Annotated in this window: 21 protein-coding genes; 13 read left to right on the forward strand and 8 right to left on the reverse strand. The window is 60.6% G+C overall.

Annotated features, from left to right (window positions below; translation table 11 throughout):
- Window positions 1-18: 18 nt before the first annotated feature.
- The 3 genes from MA09_RS23235 to MA09_RS23245 all read right to left on the reverse strand — a co-directional run bounded on the left by MA09_RS23235 (window position 19) and on the right by MA09_RS23245 (window position 1,798).
- A complete protein-coding gene (locus MA09_RS23235) occupies window positions 19-468 on the reverse strand; it encodes a hypothetical protein (protein WP_036253575.1) in 450 nt (149 codons plus the stop codon).
- Between the two features lie 187 nt (window positions 469-655).
- Window positions 656-1,027 carry an NUDIX hydrolase gene (locus MA09_RS23240; protein ID WP_036253577.1) on the reverse strand — a complete coding sequence of 124 codons (372 nt, stop codon included), beginning with the start codon at window positions 1,025-1,027 and terminating at the stop codon, window positions 656-658.
- A gap of 15 nt (window positions 1,028-1,042) precedes the next feature.
- Window positions 1,043-1,798, reverse strand: a complete 756-nt coding sequence (locus MA09_RS23245; RefSeq protein ID WP_036253578.1) for a DeoR/GlpR family DNA-binding transcription regulator — start codon at window positions 1,796-1,798, stop codon at window positions 1,043-1,045.
- 73 nt (window positions 1,799-1,871) lie between these two features.
- Between MA09_RS23245 and MA09_RS23250 the strand changes: the two genes are divergently transcribed.
- The 4 genes from MA09_RS23250 to MA09_RS23265 all read left to right on the forward strand — a co-directional run bounded on the left by MA09_RS23250 (window position 1,872) and on the right by MA09_RS23265 (window position 5,874).
- Complete coding sequence (locus MA09_RS23250; protein WP_036253581.1) at window positions 1,872-2,453, forward strand: GDP-mannose pyrophosphatase; 582 nt, start codon at window positions 1,872-1,874, stop codon at window positions 2,451-2,453.
- Window positions 2,454-2,604: 151 nt separating this feature from the next.
- Window positions 2,605-3,819, forward strand: a complete 1,215-nt coding sequence (locus MA09_RS23255; RefSeq protein WP_036253583.1) for a PHA-depolymerase-like protein — start codon at window positions 2,605-2,607, stop codon at window positions 3,817-3,819.
- A gap of 127 nt (window positions 3,820-3,946) precedes the next feature.
- The gene (locus MA09_RS23260; RefSeq protein WP_036253585.1) at window positions 3,947-5,233 is read left to right on the forward strand and encodes an MFS transporter; all 1,287 of its coding nucleotides are present in this window, start codon (window positions 3,947-3,949) and stop codon (window positions 5,231-5,233) included.
- Between the two features lie 65 nt (window positions 5,234-5,298).
- Window positions 5,299-5,874: a hypothetical protein gene (locus tag MA09_RS23265; protein WP_036253587.1), complete on the forward strand. Its 576-nt coding sequence runs from the start codon at window positions 5,299-5,301 to the stop codon at window positions 5,872-5,874.
- A gap of 108 nt (window positions 5,875-5,982) precedes the next feature.
- On the opposite strand, the gene gyrB is transcribed toward MA09_RS23265, so the two are convergent.
- From gyrB to dnaA, 3 genes are all read right to left on the reverse strand, one after another.
- Window positions 5,983-8,484: a DNA topoisomerase (ATP-hydrolyzing) subunit B gene (gyrB, locus tag MA09_RS23270; protein ID WP_036253589.1), complete on the reverse strand. Its 2,502-nt coding sequence runs from the start codon at window positions 8,482-8,484 to the stop codon at window positions 5,983-5,985.
- 95 nt (window positions 8,485-8,579) lie between these two features.
- Entirely contained in the window at window positions 8,580-9,686 is a 1,107-nt protein-coding gene (gene dnaN / locus MA09_RS23275; RefSeq protein WP_036253591.1) for a DNA polymerase III subunit beta, read from the reverse strand.
- Window positions 9,687-9,921: 235 nt separating this feature from the next.
- Window positions 9,922-11,316 carry a chromosomal replication initiator protein DnaA gene (dnaA, locus tag MA09_RS23280; protein WP_036253593.1) on the reverse strand — a complete coding sequence of 465 codons (1,395 nt, stop codon included), beginning with the start codon at window positions 11,314-11,316 and terminating at the stop codon, window positions 9,922-9,924.
- Window positions 11,317-11,683: 367 nt separating this feature from the next.
- Between dnaA and rpmH the strand changes: the two genes are divergently transcribed.
- The 7 genes from rpmH (at window position 11,684) to MA09_RS24745 (ending at window position 17,895) form a co-directional block, all read left to right on the forward strand.
- Window positions 11,684-11,818: a 50S ribosomal protein L34 gene (gene rpmH / locus MA09_RS24360; protein WP_040378179.1), complete on the forward strand. Its 135-nt coding sequence runs from the start codon at window positions 11,684-11,686 to the stop codon at window positions 11,816-11,818.
- A gap of 30 nt (window positions 11,819-11,848) precedes the next feature.
- The gene (gene rnpA, locus MA09_RS23285) at window positions 11,849-12,247 is read left to right on the forward strand and encodes a ribonuclease P protein component (protein WP_081897769.1); all 399 of its coding nucleotides are present in this window, start codon (window positions 11,849-11,851) and stop codon (window positions 12,245-12,247) included.
- A complete protein-coding gene (gene yidD / locus MA09_RS23290; RefSeq protein WP_036253596.1) occupies window positions 12,244-12,513 on the forward strand; it encodes a membrane protein insertion efficiency factor YidD in 270 nt (89 codons plus the stop codon). Before rnpA ends, yidD begins: the two co-directional genes overlap by 4 nt.
- Window positions 12,514-12,523: 10 nt before the next feature.
- Complete coding sequence (yidC, locus tag MA09_RS23295) at window positions 12,524-14,185, forward strand: membrane protein insertase YidC (RefSeq protein WP_036253598.1); 1,662 nt, start codon at window positions 12,524-12,526, stop codon at window positions 14,183-14,185.
- Window positions 14,186-14,260: 75 nt separating this feature from the next.
- Window positions 14,261-15,637, forward strand: a complete 1,377-nt coding sequence (gene mnmE / locus MA09_RS23300; RefSeq protein WP_036253600.1) for a tRNA uridine-5-carboxymethylaminomethyl(34) synthesis GTPase MnmE — start codon at window positions 14,261-14,263, stop codon at window positions 15,635-15,637.
- A gap of 174 nt (window positions 15,638-15,811) precedes the next feature.
- Entirely contained in the window at window positions 15,812-17,029 is a 1,218-nt protein-coding gene (locus MA09_RS23305) for a tyrosine-type recombinase/integrase (protein ID WP_036253602.1), read from the forward strand.
- A 14-nt stretch (window positions 17,030-17,043) separates the two neighbouring features.
- Complete coding sequence (locus tag MA09_RS24745) at window positions 17,044-17,895, forward strand: hypothetical protein (protein WP_152594768.1); 852 nt, start codon at window positions 17,044-17,046, stop codon at window positions 17,893-17,895.
- Window positions 17,896-18,754: 859 nt separating this feature from the next.
- Here MA09_RS24745 and MA09_RS23310 read toward each other — a convergent pair.
- Window positions 18,755-19,900: a hypothetical protein gene (locus MA09_RS23310; protein WP_152594769.1), complete on the reverse strand. Its 1,146-nt coding sequence runs from the start codon at window positions 19,898-19,900 to the stop codon at window positions 18,755-18,757.
- Window positions 19,901-20,184: 284 nt separating this feature from the next.
- Window positions 20,185-20,793, reverse strand: a complete 609-nt coding sequence (locus MA09_RS23315) for an EcsC family protein (RefSeq protein ID WP_051933725.1) — start codon at window positions 20,791-20,793, stop codon at window positions 20,185-20,187.
- Window positions 20,794-21,235: 442 nt separating this feature from the next.
- Between MA09_RS23315 and MA09_RS23320 the strand changes: the two genes are divergently transcribed.
- Both MA09_RS23320 and MA09_RS23325 read left to right on the forward strand, forming a co-directional pair.
- Entirely contained in the window at window positions 21,236-22,408 is a 1,173-nt protein-coding gene (locus MA09_RS23320) for a toxin-antitoxin system YwqK family antitoxin (protein ID WP_036253607.1), read from the forward strand.
- 682 nt (window positions 22,409-23,090) lie between these two features.
- Complete coding sequence (locus MA09_RS23325; protein ID WP_051933726.1) at window positions 23,091-23,900, forward strand: tetratricopeptide repeat protein; 810 nt, start codon at window positions 23,091-23,093, stop codon at window positions 23,898-23,900.
- The last annotated feature ends 234 nt before the right edge of the window (window positions 23,901-24,134 follow it).

Here is a 24,134-nt window from a genome sequence, read left to right on the forward strand (position 1 = left end):
GCGCCGCAGCGGCAAGGCTTAGTGGCCGATCGCCGCGGTGGCAACGCCCTGCGCCACGCTGTTCTTGCTGGTCGTGGTGGTGAGCGCGAACAGCGGCTTGCGCGGCGACTTGTCCGTGGACCACTCGTAGGCGACGGTGCTCTTCACGCCGTCCGGCCCTTTTTCCGAGGTATTGCGCTTGCGCTCGCTGCGGAATGGTTCGGGCGCCTTGCCCACCGTCTTTTCGAACATCGCCTGGGCCGTCGCGGCGGGCAGCGTCTTGGCGTACAGCGCGCACAGGTTCTTGTCCTGGTGGACGACCAGCACGAACTGGCCGTGCTGGCTCGGCACCGACCAGGCAGTGCCCTTGGCGCCCTGCAGGAACATGGCTGCAGCTTCGGCAGGCAGCTGGGGAAAGCTTGAGAGCTGCTTGCGCAGGCCGTCGAAGTCGTGCAGGTACTTCAGGCAGTGCGTGGAATAGATGTTCATGAAGGCTGCGGCCTGCTGTTCAGGTGCAGCGATAGCGATTGAAGACACCAAAATTCCTCCGAGTGTGATGGCGGCTTGACGAAGAAGTCGCATGATCGTCGTACTCCGGCTGATTGCTGTACTTCTCACTATAGCAACTCAGCCCTGAAATCTCGGATTGCCTCAGGCAAACGTACGCGAGGTAGGTTCAGCTGCTCCGCGCGCCGGGCGGCATATCGGCAAGATCGAAATAGACCGGCAGGCCCAGCTCCCGCGCCGTCTGCACGTCCATGTCGGCGCCGTGCGACGCGCCTGCGATGCGGTAGACGGCATGGCACTGGCGCAGCATGCGCTGGGCGACTTCGTAGAGGAAGGATTGCGGGATCGCTTCCGGCACCGTGACCCCGGTGGCGTGCGCCAGCGGCAGCGCGGCCCATTCGCCGATCAGCGGGAAGTGCCCCTTGTCGTACACCGCCAGCGCGGCCTGCTCGAGCGCCTTCAGGTTCCGTTCGATCAGCACCGGGTCGCCGCCTGTGCCGCTGCGGTAGGGGCCGGCGATCAGGATGGTCTTTGCCTGCATGGTGTGTTCCTTTGCTTAGTCGTTGACGACGGTGATGCCGGCGCCTTTAAGGGCCGCGCCGAGTTCGTGCGGCGGTTCGCCATCGACGACCAGGCTCGTGGCCATGCCGAGGCCCCCGATCTTGTAGGCGGACGCCACGCCGAGTTTTTCGCTAGAGGCAAGGACCACCGTCTCCGCGGCATGGGAGGATAGGGCGCGCTTGATATAGGCCTCTTCGAAGTCGCCGGTGCTGAAGCCGGCGTCGGCGTGCACGCCGGTGACGCCCATGAAGTAGAGGTCGGCCCGCACGTGGCTCAGCGCCTCGAGCGCGGCCGCGCCGACGGCGACCATCGAGTGCCGGAAAAGGCGCCCGCCGATCAGCACGACCTCGATCTTCTCGTGCTCGGCCAGGGCGACGGCGATGGTCGGGCTATGGGTGACCACCGTGAGCGGCATGTCGCGCGGCAGGGAGCGGGCCAGTTCCGCGCAGGTGGTGCCGCCGTCGAGGATAACGATCTGGCCGGGCGCGATCAGACGTCTAGCGGCGGCCGCGACCTGCGCTTTCGAACCCATGGCGATCTGCTGGCGCTCCGTCAGGTCGGCTTCCGCAGGCGAGGCCAGCAGGGCGCCGCCGTGCACGCGCTGCAGCAGGCCCTCGGCCGCCATCTCCCGCAAGTCCCGGCGGATGGTGTCTTCCGAGACCCCGTAGTGGGCGGCGAGCACCTTTGCTTCGACCTGGCCACGCTGCCTGAGCATGGACAGGATTTCGTTCTTGCGTTGGCTGGTCAGCATTCTGCACGAAATATCTTGAAGTTGCACGAAATTGCATGTTAGGCTGTGAATATGAGAACGTCAAGGAAAACCCATGTCCAAGCTTGTCCAGATCGTCGATGTTTCCGTCCTTTCTGACCAGTGGTATGTGCTCAAGAAATACAGCTTCGATTACCTGCGCAAGGATGGCAGCAGCCAGCGCCAGACGCGCGAGGTCTACGACCGCGGTAATGGCGCCGCGATCCTTCTCTACAACCGCGCGCGCCGGAGCGTCGTGCTGACCAGGCAGTTCCGGTTGCCGGCTTACCTGAACGGGCTGGCGGACGGGATGCTGATCGAGGCGGCCGCCGGGCTGCTGGACGACATGTCGCCGGCCGACCGCATCCGCATCGAGGCCGAGGAAGAGACGGGCTACCGCATCGAGCAGGTAGAGAAGGTGTTCGAGGCTTACATGAGCCCCGGGTCGGTGACCGAGAAGCTGCACTTTTCTGTGGCGGAATACCAGGACAGCCAGCGCGTTGGCGAGGGAGGCGGGGTGGTGGCGGAAGGGGAGGACATCCAGGTGCTGGAGCTGCCCTTCGACGAGGCGATGGGCATGATCGGGCGCGGTGAGATCGTCGATGGGAAGACGATCATGCTGCTGCAGCATGCGGCCTTGCGGCTGTTTGCCGGCTAGGTGGATTCATGCACACTGCATGTGCGTGCATGCGCCGGGTGTTCGCTTGACTATGTCCTTACCTCAACTATTCTGATCCAGCCAGGCACAAGCATGGCTGGATCGCCGCACGACGGCGACTCCACATAAGGACTACAACAACGGAGACGGAATGCTATTTCACACTCGCACCTCAGCGGGGCTGTCAGCCCTCGCCCTCAGCCTGCTCGCAACGAGCGCCAACGGAGCGGTCGTCGCTCTGCCGAAATACAACGTCAGCGTCAACGAGGTGTCGGTATCCGGATTCTCGTCCGGCGCCCACATGGCGGCGCAGATGCATTTCGCGTATTCGAAGACGGTGAAGAAGGGCGCCGGCATCATCGCCGGCGGGCCTGTCTACTGCTCGCAGGGCAATGCCGCGATCGCGACCGGGCCCTGCATGGCGGACACAGCATCGCGCAACCTGCCCTACTTGATCTCGGTGGTGAACACCTGGTCGGGCAACGGCTACATCGACCCAACCGGCAACATGGCGGCGTCAAAAGTCTACCTGCTGTCGGGCACCATCGATTCGACCGTGCGCCAGCCGGTGATGAACGACCTGCGCACCATGTACGGCAACTACCTCCCGTCCACGAACATCTTCTACAAGAACAACCTGACGGCCGAGCACTCGATCCCGACGGATTTCTTCGGCAGCGGCTGCGCCATCAACGGTTCCCCCTACGTCAATAACTGCAACTTCGATACGGCGGGCGAGATGTTGAAGTGGCTCTACGGGCCGCTGAACGCGAAGAACGCCGGCACCTTGAGCGGCAGCTTCATCAACTTCGACCAGGCCGCGTTCTGGGGCAACCGCAACCCGAACACGCACGGCATGGCGAGCAGCGGCTACGCTTACGTGCCGGCCGCCTGCGCCGCGGGGCAGGCCTGCCGCCTGCACGTGGCTTTCCACGGCTGCCTGCAGAACGTCGCCAGCGTGGGAACGGCCTTCTACCAGAACGCGGGCTACAACCGCTGGGCCGATACCAACAAGATCGTCGTGCTGTATCCGCAGGCGATGGCGAAGGCGAACAATCCGGGCGGATGCTGGGACTGGTGGGGGCACGACGACGTGAACTTCCTGGCCAAGAGCGGCGGACAGATGGTGGCGATCAAGACGATGATCGACAAGATCGTCAGCGGCAATGCGGCGGCGCCGTTCACGTGCAGTTCCTGGTATGCCAGCAACTACGCGCATGTGACGGCGGGGCGTGCCTACCGTGGCGCCGACGGACAGGTGTACGCGGTCAATTCCAACCAGTACCTGGGCTACTACCTGACCACGGCCTATACCGATGTGCGGAGGACCTCGGCGGGGTATTACGCTTACGGTAGCTGTTCGTAGGCACGTAGTCGCCATAGAGAGGCTGGGCATGCCTGGCCTCTTCCTTTCTGTCGCTATTGCGGCACGCCTGCTGGCTTTCAGGTAAATATCTTTCCCTCTATCAATGCCCGTTTGATAGCATCTCGGGATGAACGCACTCCCTTCTCACCACATTACCCCTCCACGCATCCGCCGCCGCCAGACCATCGCATTGGTACTGCTGGTCGTCACCGGAGTGATCAACTACCTCGATCGCGCCACCCTGGCCGTCGCCAACGAGTACATTCGCGCCGACCTCGGCCTCTCGCTCGGTCAAATGGGTCTGCTGCTGTCGGCCTTTTCCTGGAGCTATGCGCTGTGCCAGCTCCCGGTTGGCGCCCTGGTCGACAAGATCGGGCCGCGCTGGCTGCTCGGCACAGGTTTAGTGGTGTGGTCGCTGGCGCAGGCAGCCGGCGGGCTGGTCTCGACCTTCGGCTGGTTCGTGCTTGCACGCGTCGTGCTCGGCATCGGCGAGGCGCCGCAGTTCCCGGCGGCGGCGCGGGTCGTGAGCAACTGGTTCCCGATCAAGTCACGCGGTACGCCGACAGGGGTCTACAACTCGGCGTCGCCATTGGGGTTCGCGTTGGCGCCACTGTGCCTTACTCCCCTGATCGCCGCGACCAGCTGGCACTGGGCCTTTTTCGTCACCGGAGCCCTTGGCATCGTCGCGGCCGTCGTCTGGGTCATGCTGTATCGCGACCCGGTGCGCGAGCAACTGAGCGAGGCCGAGAAAGCGTATTTGGATGAAGGCCAGAGCAGCGAGGCCGCGCCGAAAACGGATTTCGCAGCATGGCGCGCGCTGTTCCGCCAGCGCGCCACCTGGGGCATGATGCTTGGCTTCTTCGGCTCGGTCTATCTGAACTGGGTTTTCCTCACCTGGCTCCCGGGTTATCTGCGCACAGAGCGCCATATGGATGTGGCCATGGTCGGCGTGGCGGCCACGATTCCCTTCCTGTGCGGCTTCGCGGGTGCCTTGACCGCAGGCTGGGCTTCGGACCGGATCACCCGCCGTGCCGCATCGGTTGTGGCAGGCCGCCGCACGGCGGTGGTGCTGGCCATGCTGGGCATGGTGGCGTTCACGATTCCGGCGGCGCTGGTGGAGAGCAATACCGCGGCCATCGCCTGCATCTCGGTCGTCATCTTCCTCGCCAATGCGGCATCGGCCTGTTCGTGGTCGCTCGTCACCGCGGTTGCTCCACGGAGCCGCGTCGCCTCGCTGGGCGCGATCCAGAATTTTGGCGGGTTTATCGGGAGCGCGCTGGCGCCGATCTTTACCGGCTATATCGCGCAGAGCTGGTCCTTTGTACCGGCATTGTTGACGGGGGCAGGCATCGCTTTCATCGGTGCAATGTTCTATCAGTTCCTGGTTGTCCGGCCAATTCCCGAGCAGGATTAAACAGGACTGAACAGAAAGGGCTCAGCTTAATGTGTCGCATGCCTTGTCCAGGCAGGTAGGGGAAGATGACAAGAGTCCACTTTCAAAAATATGTTGAGCCTCCTTTTTACCTGCTGTTCGTCCTTGCCCTTTTTTGGATGAGCAGCGAAGTCGATTGGCTCGAGAATACGATCGGCGGCTTGCAGCTGTTCTTATACGTATTTGTAGGGGGAAACCTGCTTGGTCTGGTTTGTGGGGCTTTATTCGGGTACTACCATCGTGACCTGCTTAGTGGAATGATCGGTCCGGTCTTGAGAACCATGATATTTGCAGGGACGACGGCGATGACTGTTGGGGCCATGTCGATTGCTGGCGCAAGTTATCTCAATCGAACGCACGTTGAGGAAGCTCGCCAATTGACTGTGACAATTACTGATAAGTTCTACGGAAGAAGACAGGCGGCCACGCCGCGTCTGGTAGCCCGGCTTCCCTCGGGTGATGAAGAACACATTGTGGTCGACCGACCGTTTTGGGACCGTGTCATGAGGGGAGACGAGGTCGCGCTTCAGGTGTGTCGTGGGGTATTGGGGTACGATGTCGTTACCAAGTGGTCTGCAGTCGCTGGCGATTCCCGCCGACCGATAGGAAACTTGAGCAATTGAAGCGCCTGAATGCGTTTGAGGGAAAGATCGAATAGCCGCCTGCAGACGGCAGAATAAAAAACGGCCTCGTATAAGTACGAGGCCGTTTTGGCTTGGAGCGCAGAACGCTTAGACGTCGATATTCCCCGCCTGCAGCGCATTGGTCTCGATGAAGTTCCTGCGCGGCTCCACCTCATCGCCCATCAGCGTGGTGAAGATCTGGTCCGCCGCAATCGCGTCCTCGATTTGCACCTTCAGCAGGCGGCGCACGGTCGGATCCATCGTGGTTTCCCACAGCTGCTCCGGATTCATCTCGCCCAGACCCTTATAACGCTGCTTGCTCACGCCGCGTTCCGCTTCCTCGCGCAGCCAGATCATGGCTTCGTGGAAGCCGCGCACCGCGAACTCCTTCATCTTCTCGCCTTCGCCGCGGCGCATGATGGCGCCCTCGCCGATCAGGCCCTGGAAGGTGGCGGCCGCATTGGCCAGCACGGCATAGTCGTTGCTCTGCACGAAGTCGGCGTCGATCGAGGTGACGTTCACGTTACCGTGGTGCATGCGCTCGATGCGCAGCGCGTGCTTTTCGCTCAATTCGTCGGAACGCACCACCACTTTCACGGCCCGGTCGTTGATGGCCGCCTCCATCGCCTGGGCCGAGGCCGTGGCCTCTTCCAGCGTACTCATCTGCAGGGTGACGCCGCTCATGATGGCGGTCAACGCCGCGCGGTCGATCACGCGGGTCAGGCGCATCATGATGGCGTTGGCCAGGTTGTACTGGCGCACCAGCTCGGCCAGCGCTTCGCCGGTGATCGGCTCGGCGCCTTCGCGCGGGATCAGGGACGCGCTGTTCAGCGCCACCATCATCATGTAGCTGGCTTCCTCCAGGTCGTCCTTCAGGTAGCGCTCGTCGCGGCCGTGCTTCACCTTGTACAGCGGCGGCTGCGCGATGTAGATGTGGCCGCGCTCCACCAGCTGCGGCATCTGGCGGTAGAACAGCGTCAGCAGCAGGGTGCGGATGTGGGCGCCGTCGACGTCCGCGTCGGTCATGATGATGATGCGGTGGTAGCGCAGCTTGTCGACGTTGAATTCGTCCGGGCCGATCGAGGTGCCGAGGGTCGCGATCAGGGTGGTGATCTGCTCCGACGACAGCATCTTTTCGAAACGCGCCTTTTCCACGTTCAGCACCTTGCCGCGCAGCGGCAGGATGGCCTGGAACTTGCGGTCGCGGCCCTGCTTGGCGGAGCCGCCTGCCGAGTCACCCTCGACGATGTACAGCTCGGCCAGCGCCGGATCGCGCTCCTGGCAGTCGGCCAGCTTCGACGACAGGCCCAGGCCGTCCATCACGCCCTTGCGCCGGGTGAGGTCGCGCGCCTTGCGGGCCGCTTCGCGCGCACGCGCCGCTTCCACGATCTTGCCGCAGATGATCTTGGCGTCGTTCGGCTTCTCCATCAGGAAGTCGGTCAGGGTCTTGGCCACGATCTCTTCCACCGGGCCGCGCACTTCCGACGACACCAGCTTGTCCTTGGTCTGCGACGAGAACTTCGGCTCCGGCACTTTGACGGACAGCACGCAGGTGAGACCCTCGCGCATGTCGTCGCCCGAGATTTCCACCTTCGCCTTCTTGGCGAATTCGTTCTCGTCGATGTACTTGTTGATCACGCGCGTCATCGCCGCGCGCAGGCCGGTCAGGTGGGTGCCGCCGTCGCGCTGCGGGATGTTGTTGGTGAAGCACAGCACCTGCTCGTTGTAGGCGTCGTTCCACTGCATCGACACGTCCACCGAGATGGTGGTGCCCTGCTCGGACACGCGCTCGCCGGTCGCCTGGAACACGGTCGGGTGCAGGACGGTCTTGGCCTTGTTGATGTATTCGACGAAGCCGCGGGTGCCGCCTTCGAAGGCGAACACTTCTTCCTTGCCGGTGCGGTGGTCGCTCAGCTTGATGTTGACGCCGTTGTTCAGGAACGAGAGTTCGCGGATGCGCTTGCTCAGGATCTCGTAGTGGAACTCGACGGTGGTGAAGATTTCCTCATCGGCCCAGAAGTGGACTTCGGTGCCGCGCTTGTCGGTGTCGCCCAGGACCTTCATCGGCGAGACTTCCACGCCGTCGACCACCTCGATGATGCGGTCCACCGGGACGCCGCGGCAGAATTCCAGCTGGTGCACCTTGCCTTTTTGGCGCACGGTCACGCGCAGCAGCTTCGACAGTGCGTTCACGCACGAGACGCCGACGCCGTGCAGGCCGCCCGACACCTTGTACGAGTTCTGGTTGAACTTGCCGCCGGCGTGCAGTTCGGTCAGGGCGATCTCGGTCGCCGAGCGCTTCGGCTCGTGCTTGTCGTCCATCTTGACGCCGGTCGGGATGCCGCGGCCATTGTCGGTGATCGAGATCGAATTGTCGGAGTGGATGGTGACGTGGATCTCGGTGCAGTAGCCGGCCAGGGCTTCGTCGATCGAGTTGTCGAGCACCTCGAACACCAGGTGGTGCAGGCCGGTGCCGTCCGAGGTGTCGCCAATGTACATGCCCGGGCGCTTGCGCACCGCTTCCAGGCCTTCCAGGATCTGGATCGAAGACGCGCCGTATTCGTCCGCCTTGGCGGCGGGAGTCATTTCTGGTTGGGTATTCTCGGACATGGACTGCTTTCTATAAAACGTGGTATTCAGGCTGCCTGCAGCCTGTGCCGCCATGCCGGCCTGCGCCGGAATGGCGGTGATGACTGTTCGTCAGATCAGATACGCATCGGCATGACGACATACTTGAAGTCGCCATTGTCGGGAATCGAGATCAGCGCCGACGAGTTCGAATCGCCCAGCGCGATGTTCACCTGGTCGCACTTCAGGTTGTTCAGCACGTCGAGCAGGTAGGTCACGTTGAAGCCGATGTCGATGGTGTCGCCGCCGTAGTCGATCTCGAGTTCTTCCACCGCTTCTTCCTGGTCGGCGTTGGTCGAGCTGATCTTCATGACGCCCGGCTCGATGATGCAGCGCACGCCCTTGAACTTGTCGCTGGTCATGATCGCGGCGCGCTGCAGCGAACGCAGCAGTTCATCGCGGCCGATGGTGAACTCGTTCTTGTAACCCTTGGGGATCACGCGGGTGTAGTCAGGGAACTTGCCCTCGACCAGCTTCGAGACCAGCTCGATGTCGGCGAAGGTCAGCTTGACCTGCGAGGCGGCGATATCCAGGCGCACTTCCTCATCGCTTTCTTCCAGCAGGCGCTGCAGTTCGATGATGGTCTTGCGCGGGATGATCACTTCCTGGCGCTCGAAGGACTGCTCGGAGGCCACCTGGCAGAAGGCCAGGCGGTGGCCGTCGGTGGCCACGGCGATGATGTTGTTACCGTCCAGCACCAAGAGCAGGCCGTTCAGGTAGTAGCGGATGTCCTGCTGGGCCATCGCGAAGTGCACCATGTTGAACAGGTGCTTCAGCGTCTTCTGCGGCAGGGTGACGGTGGCGTTGTAGCTGTCGGCCACCGAGACGGTCGGGAATTCTTCCGCGGCCAGGGTCTGCAGGGCGAAGCGCGACTTGCCGCTCTGGACGGCCAGGCGCTTGTTCTGCAGGGTCATGGTCACGTCGCCCGACTCCGGCAGGGCGCGCAGGATGTCCAGCAGCTTGCGCGCCGCCACCGTGGTGCCGGTCACGTCGTCGCCCGAACCGATGTTGGCGTGCGTCGTGATCTGGACTTCGGTATCGGTCGAGAGGAAGGAGACGCTTTCGCCGTCCTTGCGAATGAGGATATTGGCCAGAATCGGCATAGTGTGCCGACGCTCGACAATACCGCTCACGATCTGCAGTGGCCGGAGAAGCGTGTCTCGGGTGGTTTTGACCAGTTGCATAGATATCCTCAGTTAAGTATGAATTTATTTATTGCTATCGCTCTATTTTGCCAATTGCCGGAAGCAAACACAAACGCTGTCGCATGGCTTTTGTAGGGTGGGCGGCTCGTGATCCCGTCCACTGGACCAGATCACCCCACGCGTTCAACTATCTCTTGAACAATCGCACCGTGTTTAATCACCCGCTGCTTGAACGCGTGGGCGGGAGACCCGCCCACCCTACGGAAACTCCCAATCAGCCCTTCAGCGTCTGCTCCAGCACGTGCAGCTCATGGTTGCACTCGGCATTCTTCTGGCGGTCCTGGGCGATCTTGCGCACCGCGTGCAGGACGGTGGTGTGGTCGCGGCCGCCGAACAGCTCGCCGATCTCCGGCAGGCTCTTTTGCGTCAGCTCCTTGGCCAGGTACATGGCGATCTGGCGCGGGCGGGCGATGTTCGCCGGGCGGCGCTTGGAGTACATGTCCGCCACCTTGATGTTGAAAAAGTCCGCCACCGTCTTCTGGATGTTCTCCACCGAGATCTGGCGGTTCTGCACCGACAGCAGGTCCTTCAGGGCTTCCTTCACCACGTCGATGGTGATGTCCTTGCCGTGGAAGCGCGAGTAGGCCAGGATCTTGCGCAGGGCGCCTTCCAGCTCGCGCACGTTGGAGCGCAGGTGCTTGGCCACGAAGAAGGCGACGTCGTCCGACAGGGTCACGTTCTCGGACTGCGCCTTCTTCAGCAGGATCGCCACGCGCATTTCCAGCTCCGGCGGCTCGATCGCGACCGTCAGGCCGGAGTCGAAGCGCGAGATCAAGCGGTCGTCCATGCCGGTGATCTCTTTCGGATAGGTATCCGAGGTGATGATGATCTGCTTCTTGGCCGCGATCAGCGCTTCGAATGCATAGAAGAACTCTTCCTGCGTGCGGCTCTTGCCGCCGAAGAATTGAATATCGTCGATCAGCAGCATGTCGAGCGAGTGGTAGTAGTGCTTGAAGTCGTCGAAGCCTTTCCGCTGGTAGGCGGTGACGACGTCGCGCACGTACTGCTCGGCGTGGATGTAGCGGATGCGCGCGTTCGGGTTGTCGGCCATGACCTGGTTGCCGATCGCGTGGATCAGGTGGGTCTTACCGAGGCCGACGCCGCCGTAGAAGAACAGCGGGTTGTACGAGACGCCCGGGTTGTTGGCCACCTGGATCGCGGCGGCGCGCGCCAGCTGGTTGGCCTTACCGGTCACGAAGCTGTCGAAGGTCAGGTCCGTGTTGATGCGGCTCTGCTCGCGCTTGGGCGAGTTGGCGATGTTCACGTTGCCCTGGCTGGGGGCAGGGTCGGGGCGCGGCGCGTCGAAATTCGGCGGTGCGCTGCCTTCGGCAGCGCCGGCAGGGCCGGCCGGCTTCTTGGCCGGGTTGTTCTTCGGGTCGAGCACGAACTGCACTTCCACCGGCGCTTCCCAATACTGGCAGGCGAGCTCGGTGATGCGCTTGGCGAACTGCGTCTTGACCCAGTCGAGCTTGAAGCGATTCGGCGCCGCAATGCGCAGCTTGCCGTCCTCGTAGTCGAGCACGACGAGCGATTTGATCCACGCACTATATTGCTGCGGCGTCAGCTCGAGTTCCAGCTGCGCGGAACAGGTCTGCCAAAAGTTTTCCATACTTCGCTAGTTGATACGTAACACGCTATTTTACCTGTCTCGGCCGAAGTTATCCACAGGTTGGGCCCACTATTTTCAACCGAAAGCGCAGTTTGCGCAGCAGCGCCGGCGCGACAGCAGGGCGCGAGGGCGGCTCATCAGGAAACAACAGCTTCCTTGACAGCTGGACTGGAAATCATGTCTAATTCAGGGTTCCCCGTCCGTGCGCCATATCAAGCTGACAATTCAGCAGGCGGTCGCCCGGGCGAAACGAGTATCTGCTGTGGCGCGACGCTGGCTTAACCATCTGCGAACTGTCATTGGCGACGAATCCTGACGCGACGTCAGACCCGATTTTGCACTTTCTTTTGCTTTAAGCGAGACCACCATGAAACGTACTTACCAACCTTCCGTCGTCCGTCGCAAGCGCACGCACGGCTTCCGCGCACGTATGGCTACCCGTGGTGGCCGTCAAGTCCTGAACGCTCGCCGCGCCAAGGGCCGCAAGCGCCTGGCTGTCTAAGTTTCTTAGACCAGATCGACGCGGTCGGTGATGACAGGCGAAGGTTCGCACGACTTCGCGCGCGTTCGGCGTATCGTTAAAACGGATGAGTTTTCATCCGTTTTTCGTTTGCGGCCGGCACAAAAATCCGCGCATTTCGTGCTCTACACCCGACCCAACAGCCTGCCGCATGCGCGGCTGGGCGTCGTTGCGGCCAAGCGTTTCGCGCCGCGCGCCGTCACCCGCAATACGATCAAGCGCGTCACGCGCGAACTGTTCCGCACCAGCCAGCTGCAGGCGGTCGACTGTATCGTCCGCTTATCCCGGCCGGTGAACGGCAAGGATGGGCCGGCCACCACGCGCGCCCTGAAGGCCGAGCTGCGCGCCGAGCTGGCCCGCCTGTTCGCCTCTCAGCGCCCGCGCCGTCCGGCGCCCACGCCGACATCATGAAGACGCTGCTGGTCTGGTTCCTTCGCGGCTACCAGCTGCTGCTGTCCCCGTTGCTCGGGCAGAAATGCCGTTTTTACCCGACCTGTTCCAATTACGCGATCGAAGCACTGCGCGTGCACGGCGCGGCCCGCGGCTCGCTGCTGGCCGTGCGCCGCGTGTGCCGCTGCCATCCGTGGAACCCGGGCGGCGTGGATTTCGTCCCGCCGGCGCATGAGGGCAAGGACCAGCAACCTCCACCAGCCGCTCGCGGTTGTAATCACTCCTGACTAGACTCCAATGGAACTCAATAAACGTACCGTCCTGTGGATCGTGTTCGCCATTTCCCTGATTGTTCTCTGGAACAACTGGATGGTGACCAACGGTAAACAGTCGCTGTTCTCGCCGGCCCCGCCGACCGCCCAGGTGGCGCAGCAGCAGGCCAAGCCGAACGACGTGCCGGCCGCCGGTCAGCCGGGCGCCGCTGCAGTCCCGGGTGCACCGGGCGTCCCGGGTGCGGCCCCTGCCGCACCGCAGACCCAGCGCATCACCATCACCACCGACGTGGTCAAGGCCGACATCGACACCCTCGGCGGCGTCATCAAGCGCCTCGAGCTGCTGAAGTTCGCCGACGAGATCGACAAGACCAAGAACAAGGTGCTGTTCAACGTGGCCGGCAACAACGTCTACCTCGGCCAGACCGGCCTGGTCGGCTCGACCCCGGCGGGCGTGATGCCGAACCACGCGACCCCGTTCGTGGCCCGTCCGCTCACGCGCGGCGCCGACGGCACCGTGCAGCTGGTGCTGGACGCGGAGCAGGGTGGCGTGCGCCTGACCAAGACCTTCACCTTCCGCAAGGGCGACTACACCATCGGCATCCGCCATGACGTGACCAACCTGACCGCCGCGCCGGTGCAGCCTTCGCTGTACCTGCAGCTCCAGCACGACGGCAACAAGCCGCCGACCGACTCGTTCTTCATGCCGAGCTACACCGGCCCGACCCTGTACACGGACGCAGACAAGTACCAGAAGCTGACCTTCGAAGAGATCGAAGACGGCAGCGCCCAGCACTCGACCAAGGCCAACAACGGCTGGATCGCGATCTCGCAGCACTTCTTCGTGTCGGCCTTCATCCCGGCCGACAAGGCGCAGCGCGAGATCTTCACCAAGAAGATCGCGAACAACCTGTACGCCATCGGCACCATCCAGCCGCTGGGCAGCGTGGCCCCGGGCGCGACCGTGTCGACCGACACCCGCCTGTACTCGGGCCCGCAGGACGAGCAGACCCTGGAAACCATCACCCCTGGCCTGGAACTGGTCAAGGACTACGGCATGCTGACCATCATCGCCAAGCCGATCTTCTGGGTGATGACCCACCTGCACTCGCTGCTGGGTAACTGGGGCTGGACCATCGTCGCCCTGACCGTCCTGATCAAGCTGGCCTTCTTCCCGCTGTCGGCGGCCGGCTACCGCAGCATGGCCAAGATGCGCGTGGTGACGCCGAAGATGCAGGCGATCCGGGAGCGCTACAAGAACGACCCGCAGAAGATGCAGCAGGCCACCCTGGAGCTGTACAAGACCGAGAAGATCAACCCGCTGGGCGGCTGCCTGCCGATCCTGGTGCAGATGCCGGTCTTCTTCGCCCTGTACTGGGTGCTGCAGGCATCGGTCGAGATGCGCGGTGCGCCGTGGATCCTGTGGATCCAGGACCTGACCCAGCCGGACCCGTACTTCATCCTGCCGGTCGTCTACGCGGTGTCGATGTACATCACCACCAAGCTGAACCCGCAGCCGACCGACCCGGTGCAGGCGAAGATGATGCTGTTCATGCCGCTGGCGTTCTCGGTGGTGTTCTTCTTCTTCCCGTCGGGCCTGGTGCTGTACTGGGTGGTCAACAACATCCTGTCGATCGCGCAGCAGTGGGTGATCACCAAGAAGTTCGAGACCGGCGCGGCGAAGTAAGCGCTGTTCTGGTTTCAGTGGAAAGCCCGCGCGTTGCGCGGGCTTTTTCTTTTCCGTATCCCTTACAATCCCCCCATGAAACTCGACACCTCCCCCATCGCCGCCATCGCCACCGCTCCCGGCCGCGGCGGCATCGGCGTCGTGCGCGCCTCCGGCAAATCGCTGCATGAGCTGATCGACGCCCTGTTCCCCGGCGTGAAACTGCACCCCCGTCACGCCACCTACATCCCTTTCAAGGCCGCCAACGGCGACTTGATCGACGAGGGGCTGGCCCTGTACTTCAAGGGCCCGCATTCCTACACCGGCGAAGACGTGCTCGAACTCCAGGGCCACGGCGGCCCGGTCGTGCTGCAGATGCTATTGCAGCGCGTGCTGGAGGCCGGTGCCCCCTTCGGCGTGCGCCTGGCCGAACCGGGCGAGTTCACCCGCCGCGCCTTCCTGAACGACAAGCTCGACCTCGCACAGGCCGAGGCGGTGGCCGACCTGATCGATGCCTCCACCGAAGCCGCCGCGAAATCCGCCACGCAGTCGCTGTCCGGCGCCTTTTCGCAGGTGGTGCACACGCTGGTCGACCAGACCACAAATTTGCGCATGCTGGTCGAGGCGACGCTGGACTTTCCGGAAGAAGAAATCGACTTCCTCGAAAAGTCGAACGCGCGCGGCCAGCTGGCCGGCATCATCGAGGCGCTGGAAAACGTGTTCCGCCAGGCGGCGCAAGGCGCGCTGCTGCGCGAAGGCCTGAACGTGGTCCTGGTGGGCCAGCCGAACGTCGGCAAGTCCTCGCTGCTGAACGCCCTCGCCGGCGCCGACGTCGCGATCGTCACCCCGATCGCCGGCACCACACGCGACAAGGTTACCGAGACCATCCAGATCGAAGGCATCCCGCTCAACATCATCGACACGGCCGGCATCCGCACCGATGACGGCATCGATGTCGTGGAGCGCATCGGCATCGAGCGCACCTGGGGCGAAGTCGGCAAGGCCGACGTGATCCTGCACCTGCTGGACGCCAACCTGGGCCCGAGCGCGGAAGACGAAAAGATCGTCGCCGCCTTCCCGGCGGGCGTGCCGGTGGTGCGCATCTGGAACAAGATCGACCTGTCCGGCCACGCGCCTTCGATGGACGTGTCGCCCGACGCCACCCACCTCTACCTGTCGGCGCACGAGAAGCTCGGCATCGACCTGCTGCGCGCCGAACTGCTGCGCATCGCCGGCTGGCAGCAGACCGGCGAGTCGCTGTACCTGGCGCGCGAACGCCACCTGATCGCGCTGCGCGCCGCCCGCGAGCATCTCGAACTGGCGCGCCGGCACGCGATGCAGGACGACCAGTCGCTCGACCTGTTCGCCGAGGAGCTGCGCCTGGCGCAGGACCAGCTGTCCAGCATCACCGGGCAGTTCACGCCGGACGACCTGCTGGGGGTGATCTTCAGCCGGTTCTGCATCGGAAAGTAAATTTGAATCCAATGAGATCTATATCAGTCCATATGGTCGAGATCTCACTATGAGGTGGCGCTGAGTAGTGTCTAGATCGTTACAAAATTTCCTATAGACATCTAGTGATTTTAGGTACACAATTTGGTACACGTGTCGCGACATGAGCGACACGTGTACCAAAGGAGTGTACCTATGCCGCGTCAAGCAACCCCCTTAACTGATACGAAGATCAAGTCACTGAAAGCTCGACCGGCGCGATATCGGATAAGCGATAGTGCAGGCTTGATGCTCGAAGTAATGCCGAGTGGTGCGAAGATCTGGCGCTATCGCTACCAGCTGCACGGTGTGCGCCACCCGCCGCTTACGATTGGTAATTATCCGGAAATTGGCTTGGCTCACGCCCGTAAGCGCCGTGACGAGTGGGCAGCCCTCGTTGCGCGTGGTGAATCACCGAAGCGTGCAGTGCAAGCCGAGAAAACCGCCATGTTGAATACGGTTGGGGCTTTCGGTAAGTCGTGGTTGGACGAGCAGCTTGTAGGCAAGTCGCCGAGCTACGTCACCACGATGCGTCGGCTCATGACCAAGGATGTTTTCCCGATGCTCGGTGATGTCCCTCTCTCAGAGGTCAAGCCTGCCGACATCATGGCCTTGTGCGACAGGATCAAAGCGCGTGGCGCACCAAAAATGGCTTTACTAACGCGTAACGCCCTGCGACGAATGTACGATTTCGCAATCGCGCGTCAACTTGCAGAAAGTAACCCAGCTGCGGCGCTCGTGGCCCGGTTCATCGCGACAGAGGAAAGTAGGACACGCGTATTGTCGCCACAGGAAATTGGTGTGGTTCTCAGAGCGATTCATGCTTCCGACATTCGGCGTTCCCTCAAGCTAGCGCTGAATCTTCTCTTCATTACGATGGTGCGCAAGGCTGAACTCACCGAGGCAACTTGGGATGAGTTCGACCTTGCCGCTGGGGTGTGGGACATTCCTGCTGAGCGAATGAAAAAGGACCGCCCGCATCGTGTGTATTTGTCGCGTCAGGCGCTTGCCATGCTAGAGGAACTGAAGGGGCACGCAGGAAAGTCGGCCTATGTGTTTCCAAGTACACGTGGTGTTGATGACCGTCCGATCAGTAAAAGCACGCTGAATCAAGCAGTACGTGCGTTGTCCATTGATGTTCAACATTTCGTCTTGCATGACTTCCGTCGCACGGCTTCCACCCATCTTCATGAGATGGGACACTCGTCGGATGCGATTGAGCGGACCTTGGCGCACAAGATCGTGGGCATAAAGGGCGTCTACAATCGTGCGGAATACTCGGAGCAACGCCGTGTAATTCTTCAAGCTTGGGCGGATTTCGTTCAGGCGCAACTTGATGGCGGTACTGTTACACCGCTCTTTAGAGCGGCTTAGAACTTGGGGATTTAATGAAAGTAACGAAGCCAAAGTTCTTAAGTGAAGCTGAGAAAAGACTCAAAAAAATATCGGATATTCTCCGCGATAAAAGCGTGGTTGGTTTCAAATTGTCAGTGAATTTATACAGCGACGATTTAAACGAACCGAGAACGTTTTCCTTGCAAGGTAACCGATCTGCTGATGGTAGCTGGAATACATGTTCTCCAACTGATAAAAGATCCAAACTGACTCAATCGAGTGAAGCCTTGAAAGCGAAATTGGCGACGATTGAGGAACGTGTACATGAGTACATGTGGCAAAACGCGCTGGGCGTAGAATGGAAAGAATTGGAATGCTCAATTGTCCAGGTGCTGAACTCCGGGCTATCTATCGAAGACTTGGAGTATCGATGTGCCACGCCTGTCCATGCTCTTGCTGCCATCAGCTATGAGGCGCACTTTTGCTCACCGGTAATGGCAACGGTGTACGCCAAAGAGGGCGCAAGAGCCCTAGCGAGAAGTAATCTAGATCACGCAATTTACTGCGTGGAGCGAGGGCTCTATTGGTCAAATCCAGAAATGTTCTTACCCAATCCGAATAATCGCTTTAAAGCGCGGGCTAGCACTGGTGGGCGAGGTAAAGATCTTCGTCGCGAACCTGTAAAAGATAAAGTCGCTGAATTGCTGATCGAGTTGGCGCCGAGCGAGGGATGGAAGTCTACTACGAACGCGATTGAGGAAGTTGCTAACGAATTGATTGCTACCCATGCCAATTTCGTTGAGACGTGTTTTCTTAAGCCAGAGGCCTTGCCGAGAACAATCCAAGATTGGATTCAAGCGGACCCAGTGCGATTCGCGTACCGCATCAAGCCTAAGAGCGCATAACAAAAGCCCCCATAGCGGCGTTGTATCGTCTCGCCGTACTAGCGTACTGTCTTCGGCAATGCACCTTGCTCTGCTGGTTTTGTTTGCCGCTTCTTAATAGGCCTTGTGCGTGCCCGGCCCGAATCGTGGCCAGCATCTGCCACTTACAATTTGGGCATTTACTTACACTCGTAAGTCGGCCGTCATCGCCAATGCGCAGGAATCGTCAGTCCGAGGACTCGCGAAATGTTTTCGAGTGCGGCAATAATTTCGAGGTGTCGGTTCTCATTATAGGAACCTCCACAGTCCCGCTGCGATAGAATGCTTTTCAACTCAGGAAGATTATGCAGGCCCAAAGCGTAGAGATTTCTCCACGTTAACTCACCAAACAACTTGTATATGACTTCGGTACCGTCTCGATCACTAACCAATCGTTTCGGTCCTAATAACTTTGCTAGAGCCTCTTCGGCCTCTTCTTTCGTTTCGATAGTATATAGATGTTGCAATGGAGCACCAACGGCGAGAGGTTAATTCGATAACCCGGCACGAAGGAATTCCCTCGCGCCGAGCAGATTGTCAAGGATATTGCAGGTCGGAACTCTAGGCTGTCAACAACCATCGATCGGTTTAGTCACCTTGGACTAGTTTTACATCGTTAGCCAGAAGCAAGGTTACACAAGGACACGTATAACGGGGAAGGCTCTACATAGCTGAAAGTAACAAATCATCCTGGTTCTTAATCGCCAGCTTCCATCATCTTCATGAACGGCGGAGCCACGTTGCAGCAAGATCGGCCGTGGAAGCACAAGGCCTGCGGTCCTCTGGATTCATTCGTTGCAGGCGGCCGGGTATGGTACGGGAGGGCAGGACCGCCCTTGGCTCAACGCAAGCCCTTGAACTGGTAGCCCGATTCCTGCTTCTCGTAAGTGACGACCCTGATCCCTGCCTTGCGAGAAAATGCCTTGCTGTGGCTGGGCTTGGGCGCCTGCGGCACGACCAGATAGCGTTTGACCGTGAGGCCAAGCAGTTCCTCAATGCATTCGCCGTGGATGAGCAGCTGGCCGACACCGGTGTACACATCGGTTGTCCGAGACGAGGTCTTGACTTCGAATAGGTCGACTCTGGACGTGGCAACGATCGCTAGGTCGATCGCCTGCGCCTTCTGGCTGCTGCCCTCGCTTCGTAGAAGGTTTTCCAAGGCGCGCACGACCGCACCATGTTCGACGGTACGCTTGCCGCCGGCATATCCATCCGTGGTGGTCTCGCCTTCATGCTCGGCGTAATAGCTTCGCAGCTTTAATAGGCGCTCCTCGGGGCAGGACGGTTGGCCGCCATCGCTGCCCTCGCTAGCCTTTACGCCAGCGCTGCCGGGAACGCCATTGCCGGCGCCGCCTGCGGGCAGCTTGCCGCTACCGCGGGCTGGCCCGCTGCCGTGCAGTTCCTCCCCCAGCCGCGTGGCGACCGCGCGCGCTTCCTGCGCGAAATCCCACAGGTGGTCGACCAGCTCGGGATCGTTGATGCCTGCGATCAAGATCATTGTTTTGGTCAGGCCATTGTCGGCCGCCTGCACGGTGGAGGCGGCGAATTCGCGAAAGACCTTATCTTTCGGAAGCCCTGCCTTGCCCTTAGTCAGCTTGCCACGGTGGGCGATAAAGATATCGCCGCTGCGATCTCTGACGAAAGCGCCGGCCATGCGGCGGTTGTAGGCGCCCGCCGGAAAGTTCAGCTGGACCGCGATCTCGATCCATTCGGGCGTGCCCGGCTTGGCGCAGAGTATGAAATTGAGCAGCTTGTCCGACGCCGCATGCGGTGACCACGCCCGGACATTGGTGCCGCCCGAGGCAGCGAAGAACACCACGCCCGTATGGTGGCCTGCAGGATAGGTGATCTCCCGGCTTTCCTGGTAAGGCAAGCTAGCGCGCAAGCGACTTCCAAGCTGATCGTTTAAATGTGCGATTTCAGCGATGTCTGTCACTACTTCGAAGGCGTCGTCCACTGTCTTGTCCTGGCTGTGCTGCTTGATCAAACCAACATTTTGACAGCTTTGCAAAGCAAACAGGTAGGAGACTGCGGAAAACTTGATGTTTCTGGTAGCGCATATCGACGGCTGTGAAGAGGAACTGCGGCTGTAGCCATACCCTGGCGAGATACGCGCAGCAAACCGCGGAAAGCTGCCGCTCTGTCCCAAGCCCTCGAACGGGATAGGTCGTGCACAGGTAGCGATGGCGGCGGTAGCGCGCCTCGCACCAGCGCGCAGTCTGGGGTACGAACGGCGCCGGCGCCGCGTCGCCCACGCTCTTCTGGCATGAGCTAGCGGGCCGCATTCCTCAATTCGACGTACTTGGTTTGCACCATCTCGGGACCGAGTTCACGCTCAAGCCGACGAACTATGAAATGACCGCGCGCCATGTCTTGGAAATGGTCCATGAAAACCGTGTTGATGAGCGCGCTGCCCGCTGCGCCAATCAGTGGAACAGCCTGCGCCGCCGCCTTTTCGGTGATGTTGATCGAATAGCGCTCTGCTATCGCGACAATCAGGCGCACCAGCGCTGGAGCGCCTTCCTTGTCGACCCCTTTCTTAGCGATGTGCGCTGCTGCCTCTGCGGTGGCGTGGGCAAGCGCCTCTCGCGCAACGAAGTAGCCGACTTCACTCTCGTCGTCGCTTGACGTCTTTCCACCCATTGCAAGGACCGTGACGCATTCAAGCTGCACCGCTACGTCGCTAAGGTCGGCGTTTTCACAGCGCGCGATGTCGGCGATCGAACGCATCATGATTGTAGTCGTGACTGGCACCTCGACTGCTAAGGCCCAGGCACCGAAGAAACCGCCAGCTGCGCCTGTAAGGGCGACGCTGCTGATGTGCCACCAGTCCGATGACTCGGGCGCTGCCTCATCGGGCTGCGGATTGTGAATATCCATCGTCTTAGAGCGCCTAACGAAACCTCTTATCCGAACTGGCAGCAACAACCTCGTACGATGAGCCGAGGTCCGCAATCAAGAGCAGACGTATGCCGGATCTGGGTATTGATTTGCCTACCGCAATCGAGGAAAAAGGTGGCCGTGCCTGTGGCCCTAAGCCATCTACTTCTTCATCTTGATCAATTGTCGATTCCTTCGAGCTGGCTAGTCTGAATCAACCAGCAGCCGACAAGGTACAGTGGTCAGCTGACGGGCCGGATGTGCGAGCCGTGCGTAGTCAGCGCCAGGTCCGGTACAACAAGCCCAGCTTTTGTGAAAATTGGTTAGATTCCAGCCGGAAACTGGTGCGACAATCATAACTTTGTGCGCAACCGATGCAGGCCTGGGTAGTCCTGAGCCGATCGTGCGAGCGTCGACGACCCACTAAAGAAGGCCTGAAATCATGCAACGCTTTACCAACGCGACTATGCTCGCCTCGCTCCTTCTCCTGGCTGGCTGTGGCGACACCCTCGACTTCCGCAATGCCGAAGTATCGAACGGTGCAATCTACGCAGCGGGATCGAACACCCCTTTCAGCGGGAACCTGACCAACATTCCATATGCCCGCCTGCCAGTCGCTCCGCTAGGCCGGGTGATCAAAATGACCGCCACCGCTGGCGGCGACCAGGCGCTGTCTGAGGCAGTGCTCGGTAACGCAGTTGCGGCAATGCTCGGAAGCGGCAACCCGTTCGTATGTGACGTCAAGGTTTCGGACGGCGCGCTAGACGGTGCCGCAAAGTGCAAGATCAATGGCAGCAAGTCGGTGGTCTTCGACCTGGCATTCAAGCAGAACCAGATCGACGGCGACGTAGTCATGTTCCATCCCGACGGGAAAGGGGCCAAACGGGCAGAAGCGACGTTCGTAGACGGCAAGCTTCACGGCGCGCTGAAGATCTATAGTGCTGACGGCAAGATTGTTGTGAACTCGGCGAACTTCGAGCATGGCCTCGGCGAGGGAACAGAGGAGATCCGTCACCCTCGCTCCGGCAGCCTCATCAGGCAGGTGAACTGGTCTGGCGGCAAACAAATCGGGAAAGAGAAGTCGTGGTCGGAGGATGGCACCCTGCTTACGGACTTAGAGTGGAACGACGGCAAGCAGAACGGCATCCAGAAGCAGTACGACGACACCGGCAAGCTTATGCTCGCTGACCTGACCTGGAAGAATGGCAAAGCGACCGGCATGCAGGTGACCGGATACCACGGTCCGAAGTCGGGGTATCACGTCTACCATCTCAAAGATGGCATCAACCACGGGGAGCACCGCGCCTATCTGGAAAAGCGCGACGCTAGCGGCATCTATCTGGACAAGCTCGAAACCTTTGTCGACGGAAAGGTTGATGGCACCGTGACTTACTACAAGGAGGACGGCAGCGTCTCGTCCACGGAGACGTATGCGCATGGAAACTGGGTGTCGAATCAGGGAGAGCAACGGCAGGCTGCGGAAAGCGGCGCCAATGACGCTCCAGCATGCCTGGATAAGAAGATCGCAGCCTACCGCGGCGAGTTCGGCGAGGATGCCATGATCAAGGCCGACGTCCTGAGCGAATGGGAAGCCGACTGCAAGGCGAAGCAATGACGGCGGTCAATACTACCAATGGCTGCGGGTCAGCCGTATGCTACGGCAGGTCCGGAAGCTAAAGATCTTTCCTCTGTTCGTGGCGCAGGCCGAGCTTGGTCGGAACTATTGTCACACCCGCGGCACTCGGCGCTGCGGGTGATGCGACTGGACATTTGTAGAAGCGTTCGCGTTGGGTCGGTTGCAGACGTCCAGATAGATTTGCAATCGGCCAGAAGCAGACATTTGTCAATGGTCAAAAGATTCATCACTGGATGAAAACAACTCTCCCTAGAAAAATAAAAATGTCACTGGTGCTGTTGGTAATTCGTTCTTGCACTGTCTGATGAATGACTTCCGCTATCGGCCCAGCAGTAGGCGCGCTCATTTAACGAATGCTCAACCAAGAAAAACTTTAAAGAATTACTTTGCCAAAGGTGTCACGTTCGCCAGTTCAATATTGCAATGGCCGTCTTGCAAGCCTGCTGGAATCCAGCTGCGCCGCATTTCGTCCCAACTGGCAACGGCGGTCCGCTCGCGGTTACAAGGACACCCAGGGTGTTCCTGAAATCGGCAGACAAGAAAACAAAGGCAGCTAGACGCTTGCATTTCTTGCCAGTACCATTGCATGATGATTGACGTCGCATGTATGGCGTCCACGCCGGATCGAAAGGTTCGGCAATCGCCAATTGAAAGTTCGTAGATGAAGAAGATAATACTGATGACGGCGTTCTCGCTGCTGATGAATGCCGGTCTCGCTTGCGCAAGCACTTTTGACGATGCGAAGGAGGCATACAGGCGGGGCGACTACAAGCAGGGGATATCGATACTGAACCAGCTTGCCACGCAAGGCAACCCGGATGCGCAAGAGGCGCTCGGCCAGATCTACCAGCGCGGGCAAGGCGTCAAGGTGGATTTCTCTAAATCGGAGAAATGGTACCGCTTGGCGGCTGGGCAGGGCAATGTGCGTGCCCAGCAAAGCATAGGGTGGATGTATACGTTTGGAATCGGCGTCCGGAAGGATGTGGCAGAGGGCATCAAGTGGTCGCGCCTGGCCGCGACTCAGGGAAATGCGAAGGCACAGTACGTACTCGCGACGATTTATTCCGACAGCAGTAGCGACGCGCACGATGCCGCGGAGGCGGTCAAATGGTATCGGCTCGCCGCCGCACAGGGCGATGTAGCGTCACAGGTTGAGCTTGGAGACATGTATTCGCAAGGAAAGTCGGTGTTGCAGGATTACGCCGAGGCGCTCAAGTGGTATCGGGCGGCAGCAGCGCAAGGCAATGCCCCGGCTCAGGTGTTCCTCGGGTACATGTACGGACTGGGACGCGGCACAGCGAGGGACTTAGTCCGCGCCCATATGTGGGCCAATCTCGCAGCGGCCACCGGCAGCAGGCCGGGTATCGAACTGCGCGATGAACTGGCGAAAACGATGTCGTCCCAACAGGTGGCAAGCGCTCAAAAGATGTCCCGCGACTGCCAGGCGCGCAAGTTCAAGAACTGTGACTGAACAAACCAACAGAGCGCGACCGCAGGCGCGGCGTGCTGTGTGAATCCAGGCCTAAACATCATGCTAGGGCGCGACAACGAGTACGGTGCCCACCGCTGATGGCGGTGAAAAATGCGCCGCGGCCGTTGCCGCGGGGCCAAGCACAGCCCGGCCGGGAACTGGCTTTGGGGTCAGAAGTGGACGATATCACCATCGTCTGATAAAACGTCTATAGCTCGGCTTCAGCAGGTATAG

Source organism: Massilia sp. BSC265 (assembly GCF_000740675.1).
Lineage (GTDB): Bacteria > Pseudomonadota > Gammaproteobacteria > Burkholderiales > Burkholderiaceae_D > Telluria.

Excerpts from the sequence above, each read along its gene's own strand:
- MA09_RS23235 (WP_036253575.1), bottom strand. The coding sequence starts at position 468 with ATGAACATCTATTCCACGCACTGCCTGAAGTACCTGCACGACTTCGAC.
- MA09_RS23240 (WP_036253577.1), bottom strand. The coding sequence starts at position 1,027 with ATGCAGGCAAAGACCATCCTGATCGCCGGCCCCTACCGCAGCGGCACA.
- MA09_RS23245 (WP_036253578.1), bottom strand. The coding sequence starts at position 1,798 with ATGCTGACCAGCCAACGCAAGAACGAAATCCTGTCCATGCTCAGGCAG.
- MA09_RS23250 (WP_036253581.1), top strand. The coding sequence starts at position 1,872 with ATGTCCAAGCTTGTCCAGATCGTCGATGTTTCCGTCCTTTCTGACCAG.
- MA09_RS23255 (WP_036253583.1), top strand. The coding sequence starts at position 2,605 with ATGCTATTTCACACTCGCACCTCAGCGGGGCTGTCAGCCCTCGCCCTC.
- MA09_RS23260 (WP_036253585.1), top strand. The coding sequence starts at position 3,947 with ATGAACGCACTCCCTTCTCACCACATTACCCCTCCACGCATCCGCCGC.
- MA09_RS23265 (WP_036253587.1), top strand. The coding sequence starts at position 5,299 with ATGACAAGAGTCCACTTTCAAAAATATGTTGAGCCTCCTTTTTACCTG.
- gyrB (WP_036253589.1), bottom strand. The coding sequence starts at position 8,484 with ATGTCCGAGAATACCCAACCAGAAATGACTCCCGCCGCCAAGGCGGAC.
- dnaN (WP_036253591.1), bottom strand. The coding sequence starts at position 9,686 with ATGCAACTGGTCAAAACCACCCGAGACACGCTTCTCCGGCCACTGCAG.
- dnaA (WP_036253593.1), bottom strand. The coding sequence starts at position 11,316 with ATGGAAAACTTTTGGCAGACCTGTTCCGCGCAGCTGGAACTCGAGCTG.
- rpmH (WP_040378179.1), top strand. The coding sequence starts at position 11,684 with ATGAAACGTACTTACCAACCTTCCGTCGTCCGTCGCAAGCGCACGCAC.
- rnpA (WP_081897769.1), top strand. The coding sequence starts at position 11,849 with ATGACAGGCGAAGGTTCGCACGACTTCGCGCGCGTTCGGCGTATCGTT.
- yidD (WP_036253596.1), top strand. The coding sequence starts at position 12,244 with ATGAAGACGCTGCTGGTCTGGTTCCTTCGCGGCTACCAGCTGCTGCTG.
- yidC (WP_036253598.1), top strand. The coding sequence starts at position 12,524 with ATGGAACTCAATAAACGTACCGTCCTGTGGATCGTGTTCGCCATTTCC.
- mnmE (WP_036253600.1), top strand. The coding sequence starts at position 14,261 with ATGAAACTCGACACCTCCCCCATCGCCGCCATCGCCACCGCTCCCGGC.
- MA09_RS23305 (WP_036253602.1), top strand. The coding sequence starts at position 15,812 with ATGCCGCGTCAAGCAACCCCCTTAACTGATACGAAGATCAAGTCACTG.
- MA09_RS24745 (WP_152594768.1), top strand. The coding sequence starts at position 17,044 with ATGAAAGTAACGAAGCCAAAGTTCTTAAGTGAAGCTGAGAAAAGACTC.
- MA09_RS23315 (WP_051933725.1), bottom strand. The coding sequence starts at position 20,793 with ATGGATATTCACAATCCGCAGCCCGATGAGGCAGCGCCCGAGTCATCG.
- MA09_RS23320 (WP_036253607.1), top strand. The coding sequence starts at position 21,236 with ATGCAACGCTTTACCAACGCGACTATGCTCGCCTCGCTCCTTCTCCTG.
- MA09_RS23325 (WP_051933726.1), top strand. The coding sequence starts at position 23,091 with ATGAAGAAGATAATACTGATGACGGCGTTCTCGCTGCTGATGAATGCC.